This is a genomic window from Bacillus sp. UNC437CL72CviS29 (genome assembly GCF_000482345.1).
In the GTDB taxonomy this organism is placed as follows: domain Bacteria; phylum Bacillota; class Bacilli; order Bacillales; family Bacillaceae_G; genus Bacillus_A; species Bacillus_A arachidis.
Map to the genome: position 1 here is coordinate 1 of NZ_AXVB01000028.1, position 25,659 is coordinate 25,659.

A 25,659-nucleotide genomic window follows, 5' to 3' on the forward strand; every position below is an offset into this window, starting at 1 on the left:
CCCCCCTCAAGATGAGATTTCCCATAGCGTAAGCTAGTAAGATCCCTGAAAGATGATCAGGTTGATAGGTTCGAGGTGGAAGCATGGTGACATGTGGAGCTGACGAATACTAATAGATCGAGGACTTAACCATATAATATGAATGCAAATGTTATCTAGTTTTGAAGGAATATGCCTTCAATAGTTTGGTGATGATGGCAGAGAGGTCACACCCGTTCCCATACCGAACACGGAAGTTAAGCTCTCTAGCGCCGATGGTAGTTGGGACCTTGTCCCTGTGAGAGTAGGACGTCGCCAAGCAATTAAAGCACGAGTCAATTGACTCGTGCTTTTTTTGTACTTTAAAGTGAGATGATAATAAAAAGATTATATTATGTAAGTGACAAACACACTGCCCAAATTAGATTCATATCATATGTATATAACTAAACGATGTATATTTTTCGAAAAAGTGTCAAGGAATAGGGATAAGCATATTTAAATTCAAAATGGAGAGGGGGAAATATCCTACATCATTTTCATTTAGAAGAAAGTGATAAGGAGAAACATATGGAGACAAAAAATGAGGTTTGCATTATATGTGAAAATAGGAAAAATGATGGTATACATGTACACATGAATTTTATATGTGATGATTGTGAACGGGACATGGTGGAAACTGAAACGAATAATCCTAAATATATATACTATTTACAACAACTGCGAAAAATTCAAATATCATATTCATAAATAGGCACTATGCCTATTATTTTTTTTTGTCCAGATATCTCTGTATAATAGGTAGTGAATGAAAAGTAAGGAAGAGATGAACATGAATCAAAATCAAATACCGTTATATGAAGCATTAATTCATTTTAAAGATAAAAAACCTTTATCTTTACATGTTCCAGGACATAAAAATGGTTTGAATTTTCCGGAACAGGCACAAACAGGTTTTAATGAAGTATTGTCTATTGACGTAACAGAATTAACAGGATTAGATGATTTGCATAGTCCATTTGAATGTATAAATGAAGCACAGCAGTTATTGGCTGATGTATATAATGTAAAAAAGAGTCATTTTTTAGTTAATGGTTCTACAGTTGGAAATTTAACAATGATTTTATCATGTTGTGAGGAGAATGATATTGTTCTTGTGCAAAGAAATTGCCACAAGTCTATTATCAACGGCTTAAAGTTAGCTGGAGTGAATCCGGTATTTTTAGAGCCTTGGATTGATGAATTATATGGTGTACCAGTTGGAGTTCAGCATGAGGTTATTAAGAGGGCTGTTAAACAATATCCAGAAGCAAAGGCATTGATTTTAACACATCCTAATTATTATGGTATGGGAGTTGATTTAAAGGAAAGTATTATGTGTGCACACGCACATAAAATTCCTGTTTTAGTAGATGAGGCACATGGAGCCCATTTTTGTATAGGAGAGCCATTTCCGAAGTCGGCATTAGAATATGGTGCTGATATAGTGGTACACTCAGCGCATAAAACATTACCCGCTATGACGATGGGTTCTTATTTACATATCAATAGTGATTTAGTTCATGAAGAAAAAATTTCCTCTTATTTAAGTATGTTACAATCTAGCAGTCCGTCTTATCCGATTATGGCTTCACTAGATGTAGCTCGCTTTGCATTAGCAAATATGAAAGAGAAAGGTTGTCATAAAATTGTGGAGTTTGCGAGGCGATTTAGAAAGGAATTGCAGAGCATTCCACAAATTGCTGTTTTACAGTATCCTTTGCAGGATGAACTGAAGGTTACAGTTCAAACGCGCTGTGAGTTATCTGGATATGAATTACAATCTATATTTGAAAAAATAGGTATATATGCAGAAATGGCTGATCCATATAATGTTTTATTTATTTTACCATTGCAAGTGAATGAGCAGTATATCAAAGCGATAGAAGTAATACGATTAGCATTAGGTAACTATACGGTAACAGACAAGATACCATCTATTCGGTATACTTATAAGGGAGCCTTTTCGTCTTTACCATTTACTTATAAGCAACTAGGTAAATATAAGAAAAAAGTTGTACCTTTACAAGAAGCTACTGGGATGATTGCAGCAGATATGGTTATTCCATATCCACCAGGCATTCCATTACTTATGTATGGAGAAAAAATTACTACAGCACACATAGAACAAATTTCTTATTTAGAAGAAACCGGTGCTCGTTTTCAAGGAAATGTACAATATATGAATGTGTATGATATAGAAAGTAGGTTTTAGGATGAAGGGATTATTTGTAACAATTGAAGGGCCAGAAGGTTCGGGTAAATCAACATTAATTACAAAGTTATTGCCGTACTTTGAAAAGAAAGAACAAAAAGTAATGGCAACAAGGGAACCTGGTGGTATTGCGATTTCAGAAGAGATTCGAGCAATCTTACACAAACAAGAGTATACGATGATGGAAGCACGTACAGAGGCATTATTATATGCTGCAGCACGTAGACAGCATTTAGTAGAAAAAGTTATACCAGCTTTGGAGAGAAATTATCTTGTATTATGTGATCGTTTTATTGACAGTTCACTTGCTTATCAAGGTTATGCAAGAGGACTAGGTATTGATAAAGTATTTGAAATTAATCGGTTTGCAACAGAAGACTGTATGCCTAGCTTGACGATTTATTTAGACATTGAGCCTGAAGTGGGATTAGCACGCATTGAAAAAGATGATAATCGTGAAGTAAATCGTTTAGATATGGAAAGCATCACTTTCCATAAGCGCGTACGTGAAGGCTATTTACAGGTTATAGATCGTTTCTCAGATCGTATAGTTGTTGTGAATGCAGATCAACCAATGGAAAAGATTGTGGAAGAAGTTGTTCAGCTTATAGAAGATAAGTTGTTATAATAGAAGGAAAGTATAAAACAAGTGAGGTATGCATTATGACAAGGACGTGGGAGCAGCTTTCTGCTATACAGCCCATTGGTGTAAAAATGTTGATGAATAGTATTGCAAAAGAGCGTATATCCCACGCTTATTTGTTAGAAGGTGCAAAAGGAACCGGAAAATATGAAACGGCAATTCAAATGGCAAAAAGTTTTCTTTGTATACAAAGAGATGGTATAGAGCCGTGTCATACATGTACGAATTGCCGCCGGATTGATTCAGGTAACCATCCTAATTTACATGTCGTAAAACCAGATGGATTATCTATTAAAAAACAACAAATTCATGATTTACAGGAAGAGTTTTCAAAAACAGGTTTAGAGGCAAATAAAAAGGTGTATATTATTGAGCACGCAGATCGAATGACAGCAAATGCCGCTAATACCTTATTGAAATTTTTAGAAGAACCAAGTAGCGATACAACGGCTATTTTACTTACTGAACAAAGCCACCAAATTTTAAATACTATTTTATCGCGCTGCCAAGTTGTTACATTTAGGCCTCTTTCTACGGAATCTTTAATTGAGAGATTACAGGAGGAGGGAATTGCAATTTCTTTATCTAATCTTGCCTCGCAACTTACGAATAGTTTTGAGGAAGCATTATTACTTTGCAATGATGAATGGTTTGCACAAGCACGAGCTTTAGTGATAAAATTATGTGAAGCGCTCGAAAAAGATACAGCCTCTCTTTTTTTTGTACAAGAAAAGTGGGGGAAACACTTTGGAGAGAAGGAACAATTACAACAAGGTTTAGATATGTTACTCCTTATTTATAAGGATTTATTATATGTTCAACTAGGAGAGGAAGATCGTTTGGTCTTTCAAGATCAAAAGGAGATGTTTCATTCTTTCTCCTACGCTCAAAAGCGCATTGTATCAGCTCTTTTTAATATATTAGAAGCAAAAAATAGAATCAACGCTAATGTAAATGCGCAGCTTGTGTTCGAACAGTTAGTGTTGCGGTTGCAGGAGGGATGACCGTTTTGTATGATGTAGTAGGTGTTCGTTTTAAGAAGGCCGGAAAAGTGTATTACTTTGACCCGAATCAATTCGATATCTCGGAAAATGAATTTGTGATCGTGGAAACTGTACGGGGTATTGAATATGGGAAAGTAGTTATTACAAAGAAACAAGTCGATGAAAACGATGTTGTACTACCACTAAAGAAAGTTATTCGCATTGCAAATGAAAATGATCGGACAATTGTTGAAGAGAACAAACATGCGGCAAAAGAAGCATATCAAGTTTGTCAACAAAAGGTAGGGGAACATAAGCTTGATATGAAACTTGTAGACGTAGAGTATACGTTTGATCGCAATAAGATCATTTTTTATTTTACAGCAGATGGTCGTATTGACTTTCGTGAGCTTGTGAAAGACTTAGCTGCAATTTTCCGGACAAGAATTGAGCTAAGACAAATTGGTGTTCGCGATGAAGCAAAAATGCTTGGTGGTATTGGTCCATGTGGTCGTATGCTTTGTTGTTCTACATTTTTAGGTGATTTTGAACCTGTATCCATTAAAATGGCAAAGGATCAAAATTTATCATTAAATCCTGCGAAAATTTCTGGCTTATGTGGCCGATTAATGTGTTGCTTAAAATATGAGAATGACGAGTATGAAGCGGCAAAAGAGCAACTTCCTGATTTAGATCAACGTATACAAACACCGCATGGTCTTGGACGCGTCATCGGATTAAATATTTTAGAAAGATTAATTCAAGTGGAACTAGTAGACAAGGAACGGATAGTAGAATATACGTTAGATGAATTAATTAATGAAGGGGTCGTTTCGAGTCAAACCACAGATTGATGAGGTGGGTGCTTGTGGAGAAAAAGGATATTTTTGCAGCGGTTTCCAGTATGGAAGAGCAAATTGGACATTTATATAAACAGTTGGGAGAATTAAAGCAACATCTTGCAGAGTTACTTGAAGAAAACCAACATATTAAAATGGAAAATGAAAATTTGCGACGTCGTTTTGAAGAAGTGCAGAATAAGGAAAAACAAAAAACTCAAAAACGAAAAGAAATGAAACCAAAAACGGATATTGGTGAAGGCTATGATAATTTAGCACGCCTATATCAAGAAGGTTTCCATATTTGTAATTTACATTATGGGAGTGTACGTAAAGAAGGAGATTGTTTATTCTGTCTGTCATTTTTAAATAAAAAATGAAATTACCTTTCCAATATATTGGAAAGGTAATTTTTTATACATGAGAGTAAAGATAAGATGAAAGGGGTCTTACTTTTACATGAATAGGGGATCAAATAGGGTAGGTTAAGTATAAGAAAGGAAATTGTATATGCACTTATATGAAGATGAACGTTTAGATTATTTACTAGCAGAAGAAATGAAAATTATTCAAAGTCCATCTGTGTTTAATTTTTCTTTAGACGCAGTGTTACTTGCAAATTTTGCGTGGGTTCCGATTCAAAAGGGAAATTTGATTGATTTATGTACAGGAAATGCTGTTATTCCGCTTTTATTAAGTACAAGAACGAAAGGAAATATTACAGGAGTAGAAATTCAAGAACGCTTGTATAATATGGGAATAAGGAGCATCCAGTATAACAAGCTAGAAGAAAGAATTCAGTTAATTCATGGAGACTTAAAGGATATGCCAGAGCGGCTGGGGCGCCATCAATACGATGTGGTAACATGTAATCCGCCATATTTTCAAACGCCAAAGGCATCTGAGAAAAATATTAACGAGCATTTAGCAATAGCTCGTCATGAAATTATGTGTACATTAGAGGATGTCGTATATGCTAGTAGTCAGCTTGTAAAGCAAGGTGGTAAGGTAGCGTTTGTTCATCGCCCAGGTCGATTACTTGATATTGTAACACTAATGAGGAAGTATAAGATTGAACCGAAACGTATGCAGTTTGTATATCCAAAGGCGGGAAAAGAAGCAAATACGCTATTGATAGAAGGAATTAAAGATGGAAATGCAGATTTAAAAATTTTACCGCCTCTTTTTGTGTATGAGAAAAATAATGAGTATACAAAGGAGCTTCGTTCGATTTTATATGGAGAAGAATAAACATTATTTTTATGTAGTGGAATGTGCAGATAGAAGTTATTACGCAGGATATACAAATAATTTAGAGAAACGGATTCAAACTCATAATAGTGGGAAAGGAGCCCGTTATACTCGTGCTAGGCTTCCTGTCACTTTAAAATATGTAGAGGTTCATGAAGAGAAAAGGACAGCTATGCAAGCTGAATATCATTTTAAACAGTTAATGCGAAAAGAAAAAGAAGCATATATGCAAAAAGGAGAACGCTATGTGGCAGCAAAAAAGCTTTCAAGCAAATGAAAAGGGAGTTTTATATTTAGTTCCAACACCTATTGGGAATTTAGAAGATATGACGTTTCGCTCAATTCGGATATTGAAAGAGGCTGATATCATTGCTGCTGAAGATACGCGGCAGACGAAAAAGCTTTGTAACTATTTTGAAATTGAAACACCAGTTATGAGTTACCATGAGCATAATAAGGAAGTAAGCGGACAGAAAATTTTAGATAAGCTAGAAGATGGAAAAACAGTAGCTCTTGTAAGTGATGCAGGTATGCCATGTATTTCTGATCCAGGTTACGACATTGTTGTGGCAGCTGTAGAGGAGCAATATCATGTTATTCCACTTCCTGGGGCAAACGCTGCCCTTACAGCTTTAATTGCATCAGGATTAGAAACGAGACATTTCTACTTTTATGGATTTTTACAAAGAAATAAAAAAGAACGTAAAGCGGAATTAGAAAAACTTCGCTATGTTCCAACTACAATGATGTTTTATGAAGCGCCACATCGGTTAGATGATACGCTAATTTCTATGAAAGAAGTACTTGGAAATAGAGAGATTGTATTGTGCCGAGAGTTAACAAAGAAATTTGAAGAATTTATTCGTGGATCGGTAGAAGAAGCGATTGAGTGGACAAAACAAAATGAAGTTCGTGGTGAATTTTGTATATTAGTATCTGGGTCAAAAGAGGAAGCTGCTGTAGAGGAACAATGGTGGGAAGCTATATCAGTATACGATCATATCGAGCATTACATAAACGATCAAGGAATGCCTTCAAAGGATGCAATTAAAAAAGTTGCGAAAGATCGAGATTTGTCGAAACGAGACGTATATCAAATCTATCATGTCGATAAAAAATAAGCTTCTCATAATTGAGAAGCTTATTTTGCTGCTTGAATATATTGTTGAAGTTCGTTTAAAACTTGTTCAGCGCCTTCTTTGCTTAAAATAATTTTACCTTCAGCTAAAGAAAGGTTACCATCAGATACTTCACCAGTTACTTGGCAAGTCATGTTTGGTTTGTATTTTTTTAGGATGATTTTTTCGTCATCAACGTAAATCTCAAGAGCATCCTTTTCTGCAATACCTAATGTACGACGTAATTCAATCGGAATTACAACACGGCCTAATTCATCAACTTTACGAACGATACCAGTAGATTTCATATTCGTTATCCTCCTCATATTTTGTAAGTTCGCGAGTCTATATTTTAATTCGTCATTTTTCGACAAAATACCCTATGAACATATGATACCAATCATTTACATTTCCGTCAATTCTTAAATTCTATATTTTATGAAAGAATTATAGATTTTTATACTTCTTATATATAATAGAAAATGAAAGAATTACACAAGTATTTTACTGTATTTTTAAATTTTATCAATATTACAGATAAATAACTGTATATTTTTTGGGGATATGAGTAATAGATGATAAAGATAATCGAGCATTAATTCGTTTTTATGCGTCAGTTTTTGATATACTGTTTATAAATACATATGAGGTCATTTGGGAGGTTCAAAACAATGACAGAGGAAAATAAAACCTTTTATATTACTACTCCAATTTATTATCCAAGCGGAAAGCTTCATATTGGACATGCTTATACAACGGTAGCAGGAGATGCAATGGCACGCTACAAGCGCATGCAAGGATATGATGTTCATTATTTAACAGGTACTGATGAGCATGGACAAAAGATTCAAAAGAAAGCAGAAGAACTACAAGTAACACCACAAGCATATGTTGATAACATTGTAGAAGGAATTAAAGAGCTGTGGGGGAAAATGGACATTTCTTATGATGACTTTATTCGTACAACCGAAGATCGTCATAAAGAAGTTGTCGAAAAGATTTTTAAACAACTTGTTGATCAAGGTGATATTTATCTTGATGAATATGAAGGATGGTACTCTGTACAGGATGAAACATTCTACACAGAGCATCAACTTGTGGATCCGATTATGGAAGGCGACAAAGTAGTTGGCGGAAAAAGCCCAGATAGCGGTCATGCTGTAGAACTTGTTCGCGAAGAATCTTACTTCTTTAGAATGGGTAAATATGTAAATCGACTGTTACAATTCTATGAAGAAAACCCACAATTCATCCAACCTGAATCACGCAAAAATGAAATGATTAATAATTTCATTAAACCAGGATTAGAAGATTTAGCAGTTTCTCGTACTTCCTTTGATTGGGGAATTCGTGTACCAGGTAACCCAAAACACGTTATTTACGTATGGGTAGATGCATTATCTAACTATATTACAGCACTAGGATATGGAACAGATAATGAAGAGAAGTATAAAAAGTATTGGCCAGCGGATGTTCATTTAGTAGGAAAAGAAATTGTTCGTTTCCATACAATTTATTGGCCAATTATTTTAATGGCGCTAGATTTACCACTACCGAAAAAGGTATTTGCTCATGGTTGGATTTTAATGAAAGACGGAAAAATGAGTAAATCAAAAGGGAATGTAGTTGATCCTGTTACATTAATTGATCGCTATGGACTAGATGCGTTACGTTATTATTTACTTCGTGAAGTTCCATTTGGATCAGACGGTGTATTTACACCAGAAGGTTTTGTTGAACGAATTAATTTCGATCTTGCAAACGACTTAGGAAACTTATTAAATCGTACAGTAGCGATGATTGATAAGTATTTTAACGGAGAAATTCCTGCTTTTAAAGAAAATGTAACTGAGTTTGATGAAACGTTAGTAACATTTGCACAGGATACATTACAAAAAGTAGAAGAAGCAATGGAAAACATGGAGTTTTCAGTAGCATTAAGCTCTATTTGGCAATTGGTTAGCCGTACGAATAAATATATTGACGAAACACAACCTTGGGTATTAGCGAAAGATGAGAATGATCGTGATAAACTTGCTTCCGCAATGGCACACCTTGCAGAAATGCTCCGCCAAACGGGTATTATGCTTATGCCATTCTTGACAGCAACGCCAAGCAAAATCTTTACACAACTTGGTATTACAGATGAAGCATATCAATCTTGGAATAGTCTTTCTACGATTGGTTGTATTCCAGCTGGTACGAAAGTAGTCAAAGGACAGCCAATTTTCCCACGCTTAGAGGTAGAAGTAGAGGTTGAATATATTAAAGAACAAATGAAAGGTTCTGCTCCTAAAGTGGAAGAGAAAAAGGAAGAGGAACCAAAGGCGGAGGAAATCACAATTGATGATTTCTTTAAAGTTGAATTACGTGTGGCGGAAGTAATAGAAGCAGAGCCTGTAAAAAAAGCAGACAAACTGTTAAAGATTCAACTTGATTTAGGTACAGAAAAGCGACAAGTCGTTTCTGGAATTGCTAAATTTTACACACCAGAAGAATTAAAAGGGAAAAAAGTTATTTGTGTAACGAATTTAAAACCAGTGAAATTACGTGGCGAATTATCACAAGGTATGATTTTAGCAGGCGAAGAAAACGGTGTATTATCATTAGCAACAATTGATCAAAATTTACCAAATGGTACAAAAATCAAGTAATCTTGACAATGTAAGAGGTGTTTCACGTGTAACATTCGTGGAGCATCTTTTTTCTTGTTAGAAATCTTTCTGAAATTCCCTTTTTTGTATTAAAATTGTAATATTGTTGTCATTACGTTGTTAGGAAAGTAATTTTCCCCTATGATAGAATTTATTTCAAATAAAAGGAGTTATTTGTCATGTTGTTTGATACACATTCACATTTAAATGCAGAGCAATTTGAAGAAGATTTACAGGAAGTCATTGCAAGAATGAAAGAAACCGGAGTTACATATACAGTTGTTGTCGGGTTTGATGAAATAACAATAAAGAAGGCCATTGAACTTGCAGAAACATATGATTTTATTTATGCAGCAGTTGGCTGGCATCCTGTTGATGCAATTGATATGACGGAAGATCATTTAGTTTGGTTAGAGGAATTAGCTGCTCATCCGAAAGTGGTTGCTCTTGGTGAAATGGGATTAGATTACCATTGGGACAAGTCTCCAAAAGAAATACAGAAAGAAGTATTCCGTAAACAAATTCAGTTAGCTAAGAAAGTAAAATTACCGATCATTATACATAATCGTGACGCGACACAGGATATTATAGATATTTTAGAAGAAGAAAATGCAACTGAGGTAGGAGGTATTATGCATTGTTTTGGCGGTAGTGTAGAAGTAGCGAAGCAATGTATTGATATGAACTTCTTAATCTCATTAGGAGGACCAGTAACATTCAAAAATGCAAGGAAGCCAAAAGAAGTTGCTATGGAAATCCCAATGGAAAAATTATTGATAGAAACAGATTGTCCATACTTAACGCCACATCCATTTCGCGGTAAACGAAATGAACCAAGTTATGTCAAACTTGTAGCTGAAGAAATCGCAAACTTAAAAGGAATTTCATATGAAGAGGTTGCACAAATAACAACAGAGAATGCAAAAGCCTTATTTGGTGTTAAATAAGAGAAAAGAATGGGACTTCCCATTCTTTTCCTTTATACCTTCTCCTATCGTTATCTTCCAATGAAAAGAGCTACTAGAAATAGTGGGAGAGAAGTACAAGCTAGGTAGTGAAATTTAAATCTGGTTGAGGAAAAGGGGGCATCTTCTTGTGAGTCTTGATAAGAAAGGGATGTTAAGAGGACTAAGAATAAGTAAAAATGTTGCAATAAAGGTTATAAGTGCATTGGTTATTTCTGGGTCAATTGGAACAGCTACTTATGCAGCTACAATTGACAAGATTGTTGTAGAAGTAGATGGAAAGAAGAAAGAAGTATATACGTATGCAAGTACTGTAAAGGATTTACTATCTGATGAAGAAATTAGTGTTACGAAGGAAGATAAAGTATATCCTGCATCTTCTAATAAGATTACTGATGGAATGAAAGTTGTGATAGAAAAGGCAAAACCATTTAGTATAGTTATAGATGAAAAAGAGCAAAAAGTATATTCGACTGCTAAAACGGTAGGAGAATTATTAAAAGAGAAGAAGATAGAACTTAGGCAATATGATAAAGTGTATCCAGCTATACATAAGGCTTTAGGTAGTAAACAAAAAGTAATGATTCAAAGGGCATTTCCAGTTACATTACATGGCAGCGATCAATCACAACAACTATGGTCAACTTCGACTACTGTCGCTGACTTTTTGAAAGAACATCAAGTTTCCTTGGATGAATTTGATAGGGTGGAGCCAGCTTTACAGGAAAATGTAAAAGCAAATATGGCAATAAAAGTGATTCGAGTAGAAAAAGTCAGCGATGTAGTGGAAGAACCTATTCCTTTTTCTGAAGTGAAACAAGAGGATGCTTCCTTATCAATTGGGACAGAGAAAACGATTCAAGAAGGAATAGCAGGGAAAAAGAAGAAAACTTTTGAAGTCATAAAGGAAAATGGAAAAGAGATTTCAAGAAATCTTCAAAAAGAAGAAATTATACAAGAGGCGCAGAATCAAAAGGTTGCTGTTGGTACGAAGCAAGAAGTAATGCAAGAGAAAGTGGAAGGGCAGAAAACGGAAACGAATGAAGCGAAATCTGAGGGAGAACCTCCAGGTCGTGAATTCTATGTAGAAGCAACAGCATATTCTCCAAATTGCGGTGGTTGCCAAGGGATAAGCGCAGGTGGATATAATTATAAGGAAAATCCTAATATGAAGTTAATTGCCGTTGATCCAAGTGTAATCCCACTTGGGACAAAAGTCTGGGTAGAGGGATATGGATATGCTGTGGCTGGAGATACGGGTGGAGCGATAAAAGGGCATCGAATTGATTTGTTAATGCCGACTGAAGCACAGGTATACTCGTTTGGCAGAAAACAAGTAAAGATTAAAGTGTTACAATAAGAAGAGTAGGCAGAGGATTTTTTCTCCTCTGCTTTTTAAATTGTATCAATGGGAAAATAATAATGGAAAAGTATTCGTTTTTTTGTTTTACTAAGTAGAGACGAAATGAGTGTGGAGGCAGTCATGAAAATTAAAGAGATTATCGTTGTAGAAGGTAAAGATGATACAGTTGCAATTAAGCGTGCTGTTGATGCAGATACAATTGAAACGAACGGTTCAGCAATCGGTGATCATGTCATTGAGCAGGTAAAGTTGGCACAGCAAAAACGAGGCGTTATTATTTTGACAGATCCTGATTACCCGGGAGAACGTATTCGGAAAATTATTTCTGAAAAAGTGCCGGGTTGTAAGCATGCTTTCTTACCGAAAGAAGAGGCGCTTGCAAAAAGAAAAAAAGGAGTCGGAATTGAACATGCTTCCAATGAATCTATTCGACGTGCTTTAGAAAATATTCATGAGGAAATGGAAGCTTATATGAGCGAAATTAGTTGGAGTGACTTAGTAGATGCTGGTCTAGTGGGCGGAGAACAGGCAAAAAGTCGTAGGGAAAAGATGGGCAAGCTATTAAAGATTGGTTATACAAATGCAAAGCAGTTACATAAACGTTTACAAATGTTTCAAGTTTCAAAAGAAGCATTTGCGGAAGCATATAAACAAGTATTACAGGAGGAAAAGAAATGAAGGATATCGCAACACCGAATCGTACGAAAGACATTGTTGAAAAGTACGGGTTTTCATTCAAAAAGAGTTTAGGACAAAATTTCTTAATCGATACAAATGTATTAAATCGTATTGTGGATTATGCGGAAATTGATCCGGAGAGCGGAGCAATTGAAATTGGCCCTGGTATTGGAGCTTTAACAGAGCAGTTAGCAAAACGTGCTAAGAAGGTAGTAGCTTTTGAAATCGATCAACGACTATTACCCATTCTAGATGAAACATTAGCTCCTTATGGTAATGTAACTGTAATTAATAAAGATGTTTTAAAAGCAGATGTACATGAAGTGTTCGGGGAGCAGTTTGAAGAAGGACAAGACGTAATGGTAGTAGCAAATTTACCATACTACGTCACAACACCAATTTTGTTTAAATTATTGGAAGAAAAATTACCAGTTCGCGGATTTGTTGTTATGATGCAAAAAGAAGTAGGAGATCGTTTGGCAGCTAGACCAGGAACGAAAGACTACGGTTCTCTATCTATTGCGATTCAATATTATACAGAGGTAGAAACAGTTATGACCGTTCCACGCACTGTATTTGTACCACAACCAAATGTAGATTCCGCAGTTATTCGTCTTTTAAAACGTCCAAAGCCAATTGTTGAAGTGAAAGACGAGAAGTTTTTCTTCGAAGTAGTAAGAGCAAGCTTTGCACAACGTCGTAAAACGTTGATGAATAACTTATCAAATAATTTAAATGGTTTCCCGAAGGATAAAGAGTTATTAGATCGTATTTTAACGGAAGTAGGCATTGATCCGAAACGCAGAGGCGAGACATTATCAATTGAAGAGTTTGCAACGCTGAGTAATGCGTTAGTCTCTTATAAACAATAAAAGGACAGCTCGATTCGAGCTGTCCTTTTTGTCACCCTTTTCACTCTAAATTCATACGTTAAAAACAGAACGTGGTTAGTGAGATGGCCTAATGAGTTTGGAGGTAGGATAATGGCTGTGCATGTTGGAGACTTAGTGGAACGACAATCTTATAACCGAGACATTCTTTTTCGCATTATAGAAATAAAAGGTGAAGTTGCAATATTATTTGGAGAAGAAGTTAGGCTTGTGGCAGATGCGCCACTTGAAGATTTAATTAGCATTGATCAGAGGGAGTATAAGAAAAGAGCAAAGCGTGAAAAGGAAACGATGGAGCAAACATACCGTTTGTTTCAACAAGATTATGTCTTGATGAAACAACGTCATGAACACAATTCTACAGGTGGATATACGAGTGAAGTCAATTATTTTCAAATGCCGGGTAGGGTTTTGCATATAGATGGAGATCCATTATATTTACGGAAATGTTTAGATTTATATACAAAGATAGGTGTTCCTGTGCAAGGGATACATTGTAAAGAAACAGAAATGCATGAAAAGGTAGTTGATTTAATCGATCATTTCCGTCCAGATATTTTGGTAATTACGGGTCATGATGCATATACAAAATCTAAAGGAGTTATGGGAGATTTAGCAGCTTATCGTCATTCTAGACATTTTGTACAGGCCGTTCGAGAAGTAAGAAAAAAATATCCCTCTTTAGATCAGCTTGTTATTTTTGCTGGAGCGTGTCAATCTCATTTTGAAGCTTTAATTCGAGCTGGTGCTAATTTTGCTAGTTCGCCATCGCGCATTAATATTCATGCATTAGATCCAGTATATGTAGTGGGGAAAATTAGTTTTACTTCTTTTATGGAACGCGTAAATGTATGGGATGTTGTTCGAAATACGATTACTGGACAAAAAGGTCTTGGTGGTATTGAGACCCGGGGGCTTTTGCGAACAGGATTACCTTTTCAATATTATGAAGAGTAAGCAAGGTATATATTTACCTTGCTTTTCTTATGGAGATATAGATTTGGTTAATAAAAATATTCCTGAAACGCGAATTTGTAAGTGTTTGGATAAAAACAGATAAGAACGTACAGACTATACAATGATACTTTTACAATATAGTAATTCTTCTATCTATTCGAACGCATTAGGTTTTGGCGAAGAAATTGCCCGTTACGTATAGGCAATGATCGGGATAGATATATCATGTATTCATTCTAAATTACAGCGAGGTGTAGCGAAGTATATGTCAAAACGTTTAGATGAAATTAAAAGTGAATTAGATCATCACCTTGGAAAGCGCCTTATGTTAAAGGCGAATAGTGGAAGAAGAAAGACAGTGGAACAATCAGGTGTACTAGCAGAAACATATCGTTCTGTTTTTGTTGTCCAGTTAGATCAACAAGAGGATACACTGCAGCGTGTTTCCTATAGCTATGCAGATGTTCTAACAGAGACAGTAGAATTAACGTTTTATGATGATCCCCATAACGAGGTTATTTTAGGATAACAACCCACTATGTTACATATATTACCACAAATGAAAAAGGACGTTTTTTTGCATACTAATTATACCGTAGCAACATAAGGAGGGACCCTGCATTGAGTAGACGAAGAGGAGTCATGTCAAATCAGTTTAAAGAAGAGCTTGCAAAAGAGCTTGGATTTTATGATGTTGTTCAGAAAGAAGGATGGGGCGGAATTCGTGCGAAAGATGCTGGTAATATGGTGAAACGTGCGATTGAAATTGCACAGCAGCAATTAATGAAACAAAACCAGTAATTGTAAGATAACTTCTATGCTACGGGAGCCGAGGAGAAATTCCTCGGCTTTTTGTACGCCAAAAGGTATCATCATTTTGCATAAGTAGTTTCATTCTGAATGCTTTTCGTTATAATTAGGGAAGTGTCATCGTCTTACTATAAATTTATGGTAAAATAAACGATAAAAGATTGAGTACATAGAGTGGGTGAATAGGTTGAAACTACTAGTGAAAGCACCAGCAAAGATTAATCTGTCGTTAGATGTACTAGGGAAAAGACAAGACGGCTATCATGAAGTAAAAATGATTATGACAACAATCGATTTAGCAGATCGTTTAGAGTTAACGGAGTTATCAGAAGACCGGATTGAAATTGTATCCCATAATCGGTATGTCCCAGACGACCAGCGTAATTTAGCTTATCAAGCTGCGAAATTATTAAAAGAAAAATTTAAGGTGAAGCAAGGGGTATCTATTGCTATTGAAAAAACAATTCCAGTAGCAGCGGGGTTAGCTGGTGGAAGCAGTGATGCAGCTGCTACATTAAGAGGACTTAATAAGTTATGGAGTTTAGGTCTAACAATAGATGAATTAGCGGAACTTGGGGCAGAAATTGGATCAGATGTATCCTTTTGTGTATATGGCGGAACAGCGATTGCTACAGGAAGAGGAGAAAAGATTGAGCATATAAAGACGCCTCCTTCTTGTTGGGTTATTTTAGCGAAGCCTCATATTGGTGTATCTACCGCTGACGTGTACGGGAATTTACAATTAAATCGTGTTACACATCCAGATGTAGAGCAGATGGTTGAATGCATTAATAGTGGTGACTACAAAGGAATTTGTGGTGCTGTTGGAAATGTACTAGAAGACGTGACGTTTAAGATGCACCCTGAAGTTGCGCGTATTAAGGCACAGATGAAACGTTTTGGTGCAGATGCAGTTTTAATGAGTGGTAGTGGACCAACTGTATTTGGATTAGTACATCATGATTCACGTATGCATCGTATTTATAATGGGTTAAAAGGATTCTGTGAACAAGTATACGCAGTACGTCTATTAGGAGAGCGAGAAACGCTTGAATAAAGACGTATAATACGTTATGATTTGTTTAGAATATTCGTGATTTGGGGTGAGAGTGTGAAAATTAGACGGAGTACAAGACTAGTTGATATGACTTATTATTTATTGCAGAATCCTCGTCAGTTAGTTTCTCTCACTTTTTTTGCTGAACGGTATCAATCAGCTAAATCTTCCATTAGTGAAGATTTAGTTATTATTAAGCAAACGTTTGAGCAACAAGGAGTCGGCACATTGCAAACGATACCAGGGGCAGCAGGAGGAGTGAAATATATTCCATATATAAGTGAGGAAGAAGCAAGTCTGATTATTAATGAGCTTTGTAGCTTGTTTGAGAATCCAGATCGTATCCTTCCAGGTGGATACTTATATATGACAGATCTTTTAAGTAATCCACGTTATATTAATGGGGCAGGTCGCCTATTTGCTTCTGTATTTGCGAGACAACCGATTGATGCTGTTATGACGGTAGCAACAAAAGGAATTCCACTTGCATATGCGGTAGCAAATTATTTAGATGTACCTGTGGTAATTGCAAGAAAAGATAATAAGGTAACAGAAGGACCAACAGTTAGTATTAACTATGTATCAGGTTCATCTAAGCGCATTCAAACAATGACCTTAGCAAAACGTAGTCTTCCAGAAGGTGCTAATGTTTTAATTGTCGATGACTTTATGAAGGCTGGAGGAACAATTCAAGGCATGATTAGCATGCTAGAGGAGTTTAATGCTAATGTTGTTGGGATTGGCGTGTTAGTAGAATCAACAGATATTGAAGAAAGACTTATTAATAACTTTGTTTCTTTAATTCGTTTATCCGAAGTAGATGTTAAAGAAAAAACAATTCAGGTGGAAAAAGGAAATTATTCACTTGTACCATTTAACGAAGGGCTTGTAGAAGCTGAATAAAAAGGTAAAGCATAGGCTTTATCTTTTTTCATAAATGAAAGTGCTAGTGGACGTTAAGTCTTTTTAGGATTATGAAAGTCTTAACGCCCATTAGCACAGGTCATCCTAACTATATTTAGATGGGATGAATTGAGTTTGTGTGGGAAGAAAATTTCCGATGCGTTTTTATTCAAAGAAAATAAAATAGTAAAAGGATGAGAAAATATGAAAGTAGTTCAAACAAATCAGGCACCACAAGCAATCGGCCCATATTCACAAGGAATTATCGTGAATAATATGTTTTATAGCTCGGGACAAATTCCATTAACTGCAGGTGGAGAACTTGTAACAGGTGATGTAAAGGTACAAACAGAGCAAGTATTTCAAAATTTACAGGCTGTATTAGAAGAAGCCGGTGCATCATTTGATACAGTTGTAAAAACAACTGTATTTTTAAAAGATATGAATGATTTTAATGATGTAAATGAAGTATATGGAACGTATTTTTCTGCACATAAACCAGCTCGTTCTTGTGTGCAGGTTGCAAAATTACCGAAAGATGTTTCTGTCGAAATTGAAGTAATTGCCCTTGTAAAATAAAGCTTTGTAAGCGATAACGTCTGTTAATTCTTATATTCCACTAAATTAAAAATTTTTATCTTAAAAATTTTTAAAAAATTAAAGGGAAAATAGAAAATTTGTGGAATTTATACAAACATATCGCTTATTTAGAAAAGGGTGGTGAACACAAGATGGAAGTGACTGACGTAAGATTACGCCGCGTAAACACAGAAGGCCGTATGAGAGCGATTGCCTCTATTACCCTAGACCATGAATTTGTTGTTCATGATATTCGTGTAATTGATGGCAATAATGGATTATTTGTAGCAATGCCAAGTAAACGTACTCCAGATGGAGAGTTCCGTGATATTGCGCATCCAATTAATTCTAACACACGCTCAAAAATTCAAGATGCGGTTTTAACGGAGTATCACCGTTTAGGCGAGTTAGAAGAAGTTGAGTTTGAAGAAGCTGGAGCTTCGTAAAATTCGAATAAAAAGGGCTCTAATAAAAAGAGCTCTATAATTTTGTAACAAACTCCTGTAAACACTTACAGGAGTTTGTTTTTTATTATTTAGTTTGACATTAAAGCTTCACTATTGCCGCGTTATATGTAAACCCCTACTTTCTTTAAAGTCATTCGAAATAGTATAGCTTATTTCCTAAAAAAGATACTAAAGAGTAAAACATCTTCCAAGAAGTATGGTAAAATTTAATAGTTATGCTGTGTTTCTTGAAATATATAGTGATTTAGGATAATATCTTTAATGGATAAATAGGTTGCGATGGAGGGTCTATATGTCAAACAGATTTGCAGTGATTCTAGCTGCAGGTAAAGGCACACGTATGAAGTCCAAGCTATACAAAGTGCTTCATCCTGTATGCGGAAAACCAATGGTACAGCATGTAGTGGATCAAGTATCTCAATTAGGATTGCAGAAACTTGTAACAGTAGTTGGACATGGTGCTGAAAAAGTACAAGAACAACTAGGGAACGTAAGTGAATTTGCATTACAAGCAGAACAACTTGGTACAGCACATGCTGTTGATCAAGCTGCTGATGTACTTGCAAATGAAGAAGGAACAACTTTAGTTATTTGTGGCGATACACCGCTTATAACGGCGGAAACAATGGAAGCATTGTTAAAGCATCATGAAGAAGCAGGGGCGAAAGCAACGGTGTTAACAGCATACATAGAAGAACCTGCTGGATATGGCCGTATTGTTCGTAATGAAAATGGCCATGTTGAAAAAATCGTTGAGCATAAAGATGCAAATGAAGTAGAGCTATCTATTAAAGAAATTAATACAGGTACGTATTGTTTTGATAATAAAGCACTATTTGCTTCACTTTCTAAAGTTTCAAATGATAACGTACAAGGTGAATACTACCTTCCGGATGTTATTGAAATTTTGAAAAATGAAGGTCATATTGTATCAGCTTATCAAACAGAGCATTTCGATGAAACATTAGGTGTTAATGACAGAGTCGCTCTATCGCAAGCGGAAATGATTATGAAAAAACGTATCAACCAAAAAAATATGGTAAATGGTGTTACAATTATCGACCCAAGTAACACATATATTTCTGCGGATGCAATAATTGGCAGTGATACAGTTCTTCATCCAGGAACGATTATTGAGGGCAAAACTGTAATTGGTTCTGATTGTGAAATTGGTCCACATACAGTAATACGCGATAGTGAAATTGGAAACCAAACAACAATTCGTCAATCTACTGTACATGATAGTAAGATTGGTACGGAAGTTTCAGTTGGCCCATTTGCACATATTCGCCCAGATTCAGTTATTGGGGACGAAGTTCGCGTTGGAAACTTCGTGGAAATTAAAAAGACTGTTTTTGGTAATAGAAGTAAGGCTTCACACTTAAGCTATATTGGGGATGCACAAGTTGGAGAAGACGTGAATCTTGGGTGTGGTTCAATTACGGTGAACTACGATGGTAAGAATAAATTTAAAACGGTTATTGGAGACGGCGTATTTATTGGTTGTAATTCAAACCTTGTTGCTCCTGTAACAGTTGAAGATGGTGCTTATGTTGCGGCAGGATCTACAATTACTGAGACTGTTCCATCAAAAGCATTATCGATTGCACGTGCACGTCAAGTTAACAAAGAAGACTATGTTGATCAATTGCTGAATAAGAAAAAATCATAATGTGGAGGGTTAATCTAGATGTCGACTCAATATCTAAATTCTAATTTGAAAGTATTCTCTTTAAACTCTAATAAGGAACTTGCTGAGCAAATTGCAAAGCATATTGGAGTAGGGCTAGGAAAGTGTTCTGTTGACCGTTTTAGTGATGGAGAAGTTCAAATTAACATTGAAGAAAGTATTCGTGGTTGCGATGTATTCATTATTCAATCTACAAGCTTCCCAGTAAACGAACATATCATGGAATTACTTATTATGATTGATGCATTAAAACGTGCATCTGCAAAAACAATTAATATCGTTATTCCTTACTATGGTTATGCGCGTCAAGACCGTAAAGCGCGTTCTCGTGAACCAATTACGTCAAAACTTGTAGCAAACTTGCTTGAAACAGCAGGTGCAACTCGTGTAATCACTCTAGATTTACATGCTCCACAAATTCAAGGTTTCTTTGATATTCCAATCGACCACTTAATGGGTGTACCGATTCTTTCTGATTACTTTGAGACAAAAGGTCTTAAAGATATCGTAATCGTATCTCCTGACCACGGTGGTGTAACACGTGCAAGAAAAATGGCGGACCGCCTAAAAGCGCCAATCGCTATTATTGATAAACGCCGCCCACGTCCGAATGTATCGGAAGTTATGAATATCATTGGTAACATTGAAGGTAAGACAGCAATTTTAATTGATGACATCATTGATACAGCTGGTACAATTACATTAGCAGCAAACGCTCTTGTTGAGAACGGTGCTTCTGAAGTATATGCTTGCTGTACACACCCAGTTTTATCTGGTCCAGCAATTGAGCGTATTCAAAATTCAAATATTAAAGAGTTAGTTGTTACAAACTCTATCGTATTACCAGAAGAGAAGAAAATTGACAAAGTACACGAGCTTTCTGTTGCTCCATTAATCGGAGAAGCAATCATTCGCGTTTATGAAGAAGAATCTGTGAGTGTATTATTCAATTAATTGGATAGAATGAGACGTAACCAAATTTGGTTACGTCTTTTCGTATCGTAAAAAGAAAGTAGTGGTACAAGAATGAAATTAATAGTAGGACTTGGGAACCCAGGTAGAGAATATGAATTAACAAGGCATAATATCGGATTTATGGGAATTGATGAACTTGCGAAGCGCTGGGGTATTTCTTTAAATGAACAAAAGTTTAAAGGTATGTATGGTTCAGGGTTTGTTAATGGTGAAAAAGTAATTTTATTAAAGCCGTTGACGTATATGAACTTATCTGGAGAAAGTATCCGTCCGCTTATGGATTACTATAAAATTGATGTGGAAGATTTTGTTGTCATGTACGATGATTTGGATATTCCAGTAGGTAAATTGCGTCTTCGTATGAAAGGTAGTGCAGGCGGTCATAATGGTGTGAAATCGACAATTTCTCATTTAGGAACACAAGAGTTTCAACGTATTCGTATGGGGATTGATCGTCCGAAAAATGGCATGAAAGTAGTGGACTATGTATTAGGACGTTTTACAGCAGAAGAGCTGCCAGAGGTAAATCATTCTATTGAAAAAGCTGCGGATGCATGTGAAGAGTGGTTAAAGAAACCATTTCTTCAAATTATGAATACTTTTAACGGTTAATGTTCTAATTTGGAATATTTTGCGATGTTTTTATCCATACTAGTAGTAATTGTACACTTAGGAGGATAGTATGGAAGGACATTATTACTGTAGACATTGTGGGGGTAAAGTGGGTTCCATTACGGCAGAAAAGGTATACAGCAAAGTTTTATTTCAACTAACAGAGCAAGAACGATTGGATATGATTCATTTTCATGAAAATGGAAATATACATATAAAAACAATCTGTGAGTCGTGCCAAGAAACGCTCTCATCTTATCCGGAATATTATGAGTATGAAAAATTTTTGCAATAAAATGTTGTCGCTTTGGCATGCCCAAAGCATTTTTCTGTTTTCTTTTTCCAAAATATTTGCATAAAAATATATTAACTTGCTCTTTTATGTTGAGAGGAGTTTTGAAAATGATAGGGTTATTAGAGCAATTTTATAAAAATAAAGAAATACAATCCATTATTAATGGACTAGAAGAGGGATTGAAAGAACAGCTTGTATCAGGTATGGCAACTTCTTCTCGTTCTCTATTAATGGCTGCTTTATATAAGAAAACAAAGCAGTCACAGCTTGTTGTGACACATAATCTGTATCAAGCACAAAAAGTATATGAGGATTTAGTATCACTGCTTGGTGAAAAAGATGTTTGGCTATATCCAGTTAATGAATTAATTGCGTCAGAAATTGGGGTTGCAAGCCCTGAGCTTAAGGCGCAGCGCATTGAAGTGTTAAACCGTTTAGCTATGGGAGAGGACGGTATTATCGTCGCTCCTGTTGCCGGATTACGTAGATTTTTACCAATAAAAGAATTATGGAAGCAAAAACAAATCGAGATTAGTCTAGGGCAAGAGATTGATTTAGATGCATTGCTTCATATGTTGCATGATATAGGATATGAACGTAAGTCAATGGTAGAAGCTCCTGGAGAATTTAGTTTGCGCGGGGGAATATTGGATATTTATCCGTTAACTGAAGAATTACCGTTTCGTATAGAATTCTTTGATACGGAAGTAGATTCTATTCGCTTATTCGATGTAGAAGAACAACGCTCTCAAGACAAAAAAGAAAGCGTAAGATTCGGTCCTGCGACGGAATTTTTATTTTCAAAAGATGAATTGAAATTAGGGGTAGAGCGTCTTGAAGAAGGTTTAATGAAGACGATGCAGAGGCTCTCTGATGATAAAATTAAGACAGCGGTACTGGAAACTGTTAGTCATGAGATAGAAATATTAAAAAACGGACAGACAATAGAGCAAATGTTTAAATATTTATCTATCTTTTATAAAGAACATGCTAGTCTAATAGACTATTTACCGGAGAATGGTGTTGTTATTTTAGATGAAATTTCGCGCATTCAAGAAACGGCATCACACCTTGAGGCAGAAGAAGCAGAATGGTATACATCGCTTCTGAGTGAAGGGACAATTATTCAGGATTTGGAGTTCTCTCATCAATTTGAAGAGTTTTTACATCATAAAAAAAGAAGCTTCGTATATTTAACATTATTTTTGCGCCACATTGCGCATACGCACCCGCAAAATATTGTTAATGTAACTTGTAAAACAATGCAGGACTTTCATGGGCAAATGCAGCTGTTAAAAACAGAAATTGATCGATGGACTGAAGGGAATTTCACGACAGTTGTATTAGGAACAGATGAAGAACGCGCAAAAAAATTACAATATATTTTAAGTGATTATGATATTGAAGCAGATATTATAGAATCTACAGATATATTGCTTCCTGGTCGTCTTCAAATCGCTGTAGGTGATTTGCATGCAGGTTTTGAAATGCCGATGCAGAAGTTTGTTGTTATTACAGAAAAAGAGCTTTTCCATAAAAAAGTAAAAAAATCACAACGTAAGCAAAAACTATCCAATGCAGAGCGTATTAAAAGTTATTCTGAGTTAAAAGTTGGCGACTACGTTGTTCACGTGAATCATGGTATTGGTAAATTTTTAGGAATTGAGACCCTAGAAATTAATGGTGTTCATAAAGATTATTTGAATATTAAATATCAAGGTAATGATAAGTTATATGTGCCAATTGAACAAATTGATCAAGTACAAAAATATGTAGGGTCAGAAGGTAAGGATCCGAAAGTTTATAAACTAGGCGGAAATGATTGGAAGAAGGTCAAAACGAAGGTAGAAAAATCGGTTCAGGATATTGCGGATGACTTAATTAAGTTGTATGCAGAGCGTGAAGCTTCAAAAGGATATGCATATACGCCAGACACTGCCGAACAGCAGGAGTTCGAATCATCTTTCCCATACCAAGAGACCGAGGATCAGTTGCGTTCTATTGAAGAAATTAAGAAAGATATGGAACGTGGGCGTCCGATGGATCGACTTCTATGTGGTGATGTTGGATATGGTAAAACAGAAGTTGCGATTCGTGCGGCATTTAAAGCAATTATGGATGAAAAGCAAGTTGCGATTTTAGTACCGACAACGATTCTTGCGCAACAACACTATGAAACGATTCGAGAGCGTTTTCAAGATTACCCAATTAATATTGGATTGCTAAGCAGGTTCCGTACTAGAAAACAACAAAATGAAACGATTAAAGGTTTAAAAGATGGAACGGTTGATATTGTTATTGGAACACATCGCATTTTATCTAAAGATGTAACCTATAAAGATTTAGGTTTACTCATTATCGATGAAGAGCAGCGATTTGGTGTTACACATAAAGAAAAAATTAAACAATTGAAAGCAAATGTTGACGTATTAACATTAACAGCAACGCCAATTCCACGTACGCTCCATATGTCTATGCTAGGTGTACGAGATTTATCTGTTATTGAGACGCCACCAGAAAACCGTTTCCCGGTACAAACATATGTGGTGGAGTATAATCCAGGATTAATTCGAGAAGCGATAGAACGGGAACTTGCGAGGGGCGGCCAAATTTATTTCTTATATAATCGTGTTGAAGATATTGAAAGAAAAGCAGATGAAATCTCTATGTTAGTTCCAGAAGCACGTGTGACGTATGCACATGGAAAAATGAATGAGGGTGAATTAGAATCTGTCATGTTATCATTTTTAGATGGACAGCATGATGTTCTTGTAAGTACCACAATTATTGAAACAGGCGTTGATATTCCTAATGTAAATACATTAATTGTATTTGATGCCGATCGCATGGGATTATCACAGCTTTATCAGCTTCGTGGACGCGTTGGTCGTTCAAACCGCGTTGCTTATGCATACTTTGCTTATAAGCGTGATAAAGTGTTATCAGAGGTCGCTGAGAAGCGTTTGCAGGCAATAAAAGAATTTACAGAGCTTGGATCTGGATTTAAAATCGCAATGCGAGATTTATCTATTCGTGGTGCTGGAAACTTGTTAGGTGCTGAGCAACATGGATTCATCGATTCCGTCGGATTTGATTTATATTCCCAAATGTTAAAGGATGCAATCGAGCAGCGTAAAGGAACGCAAGGGGTTGAAAATGTAATTGATGTTGAAATTGATTTAGAAGTGGATGCATATTTACCAGATGCTTATATTTCTGATAGTAAGCAAAAAATTATGATGTACAAACAATTTAGAGGTGTCTCTACAATTGAAGATATTGAGGAATTGCAAGAAGAAATGATTGATCGTTTTGGCGATTATCCGCAAGAAGTTGGATATCTATTGCAAATTGCAAATATTAAAGTATTGGCAACGAAAGAACAGATTGAGCTAATTAAACAAACAAAATTTGAAGTGACATTTTTATTCTCAGAGCAAGCAAGTCAAAATATTGATGGTGGAAAATTATTCATGCTCGGTAATAGCTTTGGGCGCATGATTGGCCTTGGTATGGAAGGTTCTCGTTTGAAAATTGTTATGAAAACGAATGGATTAGATACATCAAAATGGTTAACAATTGCCGAAAATTTATTAAAAGGCTTGCCTGATGTGAAAAAAGAAGTAATAAATGCCTAAAACAAAATAAAAAATGTAATTCGACGTGCATAGAAGAACTAATGTGTAAAATACTATGT

27 protein-coding genes and 2 rRNA genes are annotated in these 25,659 nt (G+C 35.7%); 28 read left to right on the plus strand and 1 reads right to left on the minus strand.

What is annotated here, in order from left to right; all coding sequences use genetic code 11:
• The 11 genes from M014_RS0118785 to rsmI form a co-directional block, all read left to right on the plus strand.
• Positions 1-133 (plus strand): 23S ribosomal RNA (locus M014_RS0118785); the annotation flags it as partial.
• Between the two features lie 51 nt (positions 134-184).
• Positions 185-300, plus strand: a 5S ribosomal RNA gene (gene rrf / locus M014_RS0118790).
• Between the two features lie 249 nt (positions 301-549).
• Positions 550-729, plus strand: a complete 180-nt coding sequence (locus M014_RS0118795) for a sigma factor G inhibitor Gin (RefSeq protein ID WP_026593095.1) — start codon at positions 550-552, stop codon at positions 727-729.
• A gap of 82 nt (positions 730-811) precedes the next feature.
• Positions 812-2,233 carry an aminotransferase class I/II-fold pyridoxal phosphate-dependent enzyme gene (locus tag M014_RS0118800; RefSeq protein ID WP_026593096.1) on the plus strand — a complete coding sequence of 474 codons (1,422 nt, stop codon included), beginning with the start codon at positions 812-814 and terminating at the stop codon, positions 2,231-2,233.
• A 1-nt stretch (position 2,234) separates the two neighbouring features.
• A complete protein-coding gene (gene tmk, locus M014_RS0118805; RefSeq protein ID WP_026593097.1) occupies positions 2,235-2,861 on the plus strand; it encodes a dTMP kinase in 627 nt (208 codons plus the stop codon).
• A gap of 35 nt (positions 2,862-2,896) precedes the next feature.
• A complete protein-coding gene (gene holB, locus M014_RS0118810; RefSeq protein WP_026593098.1) occupies positions 2,897-3,880 on the plus strand; it encodes a DNA polymerase III subunit delta' in 984 nt (327 codons plus the stop codon).
• A 5-nt stretch (positions 3,881-3,885) separates the two neighbouring features.
• Positions 3,886-4,713: a PSP1 domain-containing protein gene (locus tag M014_RS0118815; protein ID WP_003194202.1), complete on the plus strand. Its 828-nt coding sequence runs from the start codon at positions 3,886-3,888 to the stop codon at positions 4,711-4,713.
• A 14-nt stretch (positions 4,714-4,727) separates the two neighbouring features.
• A complete protein-coding gene (gene yabA, locus M014_RS0118820; protein ID WP_000412052.1) occupies positions 4,728-5,078 on the plus strand; it encodes a DNA replication initiation control protein YabA in 351 nt (116 codons plus the stop codon).
• Between the two features lie 130 nt (positions 5,079-5,208).
• Positions 5,209-5,949, plus strand: a complete 741-nt coding sequence (locus M014_RS0118825; protein WP_026593099.1) for a tRNA1(Val) (adenine(37)-N6)-methyltransferase — start codon at positions 5,209-5,211, stop codon at positions 5,947-5,949.
• A complete protein-coding gene (locus M014_RS0118830; protein ID WP_026593100.1) occupies positions 5,936-6,226 on the plus strand; it encodes a GIY-YIG nuclease family protein in 291 nt (96 codons plus the stop codon). The genes M014_RS0118825 and M014_RS0118830 overlap by 14 nt, the downstream gene beginning before the upstream one ends.
• Positions 6,195-7,070: a 16S rRNA (cytidine(1402)-2'-O)-methyltransferase gene (gene rsmI / locus M014_RS0118835; protein ID WP_026593101.1), complete on the plus strand. Its 876-nt coding sequence runs from the start codon at positions 6,195-6,197 to the stop codon at positions 7,068-7,070. The genes M014_RS0118830 and rsmI overlap by 32 nt, the downstream gene beginning before the upstream one ends.
• 20 nt (positions 7,071-7,090) lie before the next feature.
• Here rsmI and M014_RS0118840 read toward each other — a convergent pair whose 3' ends face one another.
• Positions 7,091-7,375 (minus strand): AbrB/MazE/SpoVT family DNA-binding domain-containing protein, encoded by a 285-nt coding sequence (locus M014_RS0118840; protein ID WP_026593102.1) that lies wholly within the window; start codon positions 7,373-7,375, stop codon positions 7,091-7,093.
• 336 nt (positions 7,376-7,711) lie between these two features.
• Between M014_RS0118840 and metG the strand changes: the two genes are divergently transcribed.
• From metG to mfd, 17 genes are all read left to right on the plus strand, one after another.
• Positions 7,712-9,721, plus strand: coding sequence for a methionine--tRNA ligase (gene metG / locus M014_RS0118845; protein ID WP_269321447.1), 2,010 nt, complete (start codon positions 7,712-7,714; stop codon positions 9,719-9,721).
• A gap of 179 nt (positions 9,722-9,900) precedes the next feature.
• On the plus strand, positions 9,901-10,668 hold the full coding sequence (locus tag M014_RS0118850) for a TatD family hydrolase (protein ID WP_026593104.1): 768 nt from the start codon (positions 9,901-9,903) through the stop codon (positions 10,666-10,668).
• Between the two features lie 148 nt (positions 10,669-10,816).
• Positions 10,817-12,046 carry a G5 and 3D domain-containing protein gene (locus M014_RS0118855; RefSeq protein WP_051588603.1) on the plus strand — a complete coding sequence of 410 codons (1,230 nt, stop codon included), beginning with the start codon at positions 10,817-10,819 and terminating at the stop codon, positions 12,044-12,046.
• Between the two features lie 123 nt (positions 12,047-12,169).
• Entirely contained in the window at positions 12,170-12,727 is a 558-nt protein-coding gene (gene rnmV / locus M014_RS0118860) for a ribonuclease M5 (RefSeq protein WP_026593106.1), read from the plus strand.
• Entirely contained in the window at positions 12,724-13,599 is an 876-nt protein-coding gene (gene rsmA / locus M014_RS0118865) for a 16S rRNA (adenine(1518)-N(6)/adenine(1519)-N(6))-dimethyltransferase RsmA (protein ID WP_026593107.1), read from the plus strand. The genes rnmV and rsmA overlap by 4 nt, the downstream gene beginning before the upstream one ends.
• A gap of 111 nt (positions 13,600-13,710) precedes the next feature.
• Complete coding sequence (gene yabG, locus M014_RS0118870) at positions 13,711-14,574, plus strand: sporulation peptidase YabG (RefSeq protein WP_026593108.1); 864 nt, start codon at positions 13,711-13,713, stop codon at positions 14,572-14,574.
• 265 nt (positions 14,575-14,839) lie between these two features.
• Positions 14,840-15,103: a biofilm formation stimulator Veg gene (veg, locus tag M014_RS0118875; RefSeq protein ID WP_026593109.1), complete on the plus strand. Its 264-nt coding sequence runs from the start codon at positions 14,840-14,842 to the stop codon at positions 15,101-15,103.
• 92 nt (positions 15,104-15,195) lie between these two features.
• Positions 15,196-15,375, plus strand: a complete 180-nt coding sequence (sspF, locus tag M014_RS0118880) for an acid-soluble spore protein SspF (protein WP_016116903.1) — start codon at positions 15,196-15,198, stop codon at positions 15,373-15,375.
• A 196-nt stretch (positions 15,376-15,571) separates the two neighbouring features.
• Positions 15,572-16,441 carry a 4-(cytidine 5'-diphospho)-2-C-methyl-D-erythritol kinase gene (ispE, locus tag M014_RS0118885; RefSeq protein WP_139265610.1) on the plus strand — a complete coding sequence of 290 codons (870 nt, stop codon included), beginning with the start codon at positions 15,572-15,574 and terminating at the stop codon, positions 16,439-16,441.
• 54 nt (positions 16,442-16,495) lie between these two features.
• Positions 16,496-17,344: a pur operon repressor gene (gene purR / locus M014_RS0118890; protein ID WP_026593111.1), complete on the plus strand. Its 849-nt coding sequence runs from the start codon at positions 16,496-16,498 to the stop codon at positions 17,342-17,344.
• 204 nt (positions 17,345-17,548) lie between these two features.
• Complete coding sequence (locus tag M014_RS0118895; RefSeq protein ID WP_026593112.1) at positions 17,549-17,923, plus strand: RidA family protein; 375 nt, start codon at positions 17,549-17,551, stop codon at positions 17,921-17,923.
• Positions 17,924-18,075: 152 nt separating this feature from the next.
• Entirely contained in the window at positions 18,076-18,369 is a 294-nt protein-coding gene (gene spoVG / locus M014_RS0118900; RefSeq protein ID WP_000454042.1) for a septation regulator SpoVG, read from the plus strand.
• Between the two features lie 313 nt (positions 18,370-18,682).
• On the plus strand, positions 18,683-20,062 hold the full coding sequence (gene glmU, locus M014_RS0118905; protein WP_026593113.1) for a bifunctional UDP-N-acetylglucosamine diphosphorylase/glucosamine-1-phosphate N-acetyltransferase GlmU: 1,380 nt from the start codon (positions 18,683-18,685) through the stop codon (positions 20,060-20,062).
• 18 nt (positions 20,063-20,080) lie between these two features.
• The gene (locus M014_RS0118910; RefSeq protein WP_000107420.1) at positions 20,081-21,034 is read left to right on the plus strand and encodes a ribose-phosphate diphosphokinase; all 954 of its coding nucleotides are present in this window, start codon (positions 20,081-20,083) and stop codon (positions 21,032-21,034) included.
• A gap of 72 nt (positions 21,035-21,106) precedes the next feature.
• Positions 21,107-21,667 carry an aminoacyl-tRNA hydrolase gene (pth, locus tag M014_RS0118915; protein WP_026593114.1) on the plus strand — a complete coding sequence of 187 codons (561 nt, stop codon included), beginning with the start codon at positions 21,107-21,109 and terminating at the stop codon, positions 21,665-21,667.
• A gap of 70 nt (positions 21,668-21,737) precedes the next feature.
• Complete coding sequence (locus M014_RS0118920) at positions 21,738-21,962, plus strand: anti-sigma-F factor Fin family protein (protein ID WP_026593115.1); 225 nt, start codon at positions 21,738-21,740, stop codon at positions 21,960-21,962.
• A 107-nt stretch (positions 21,963-22,069) separates the two neighbouring features.
• Positions 22,070-25,600 carry a transcription-repair coupling factor gene (gene mfd / locus M014_RS0118925; protein WP_026593116.1) on the plus strand — a complete coding sequence of 1,177 codons (3,531 nt, stop codon included), beginning with the start codon at positions 22,070-22,072 and terminating at the stop codon, positions 25,598-25,600.
• The last annotated feature ends 59 nt before the right edge of the window (positions 25,601-25,659 follow it).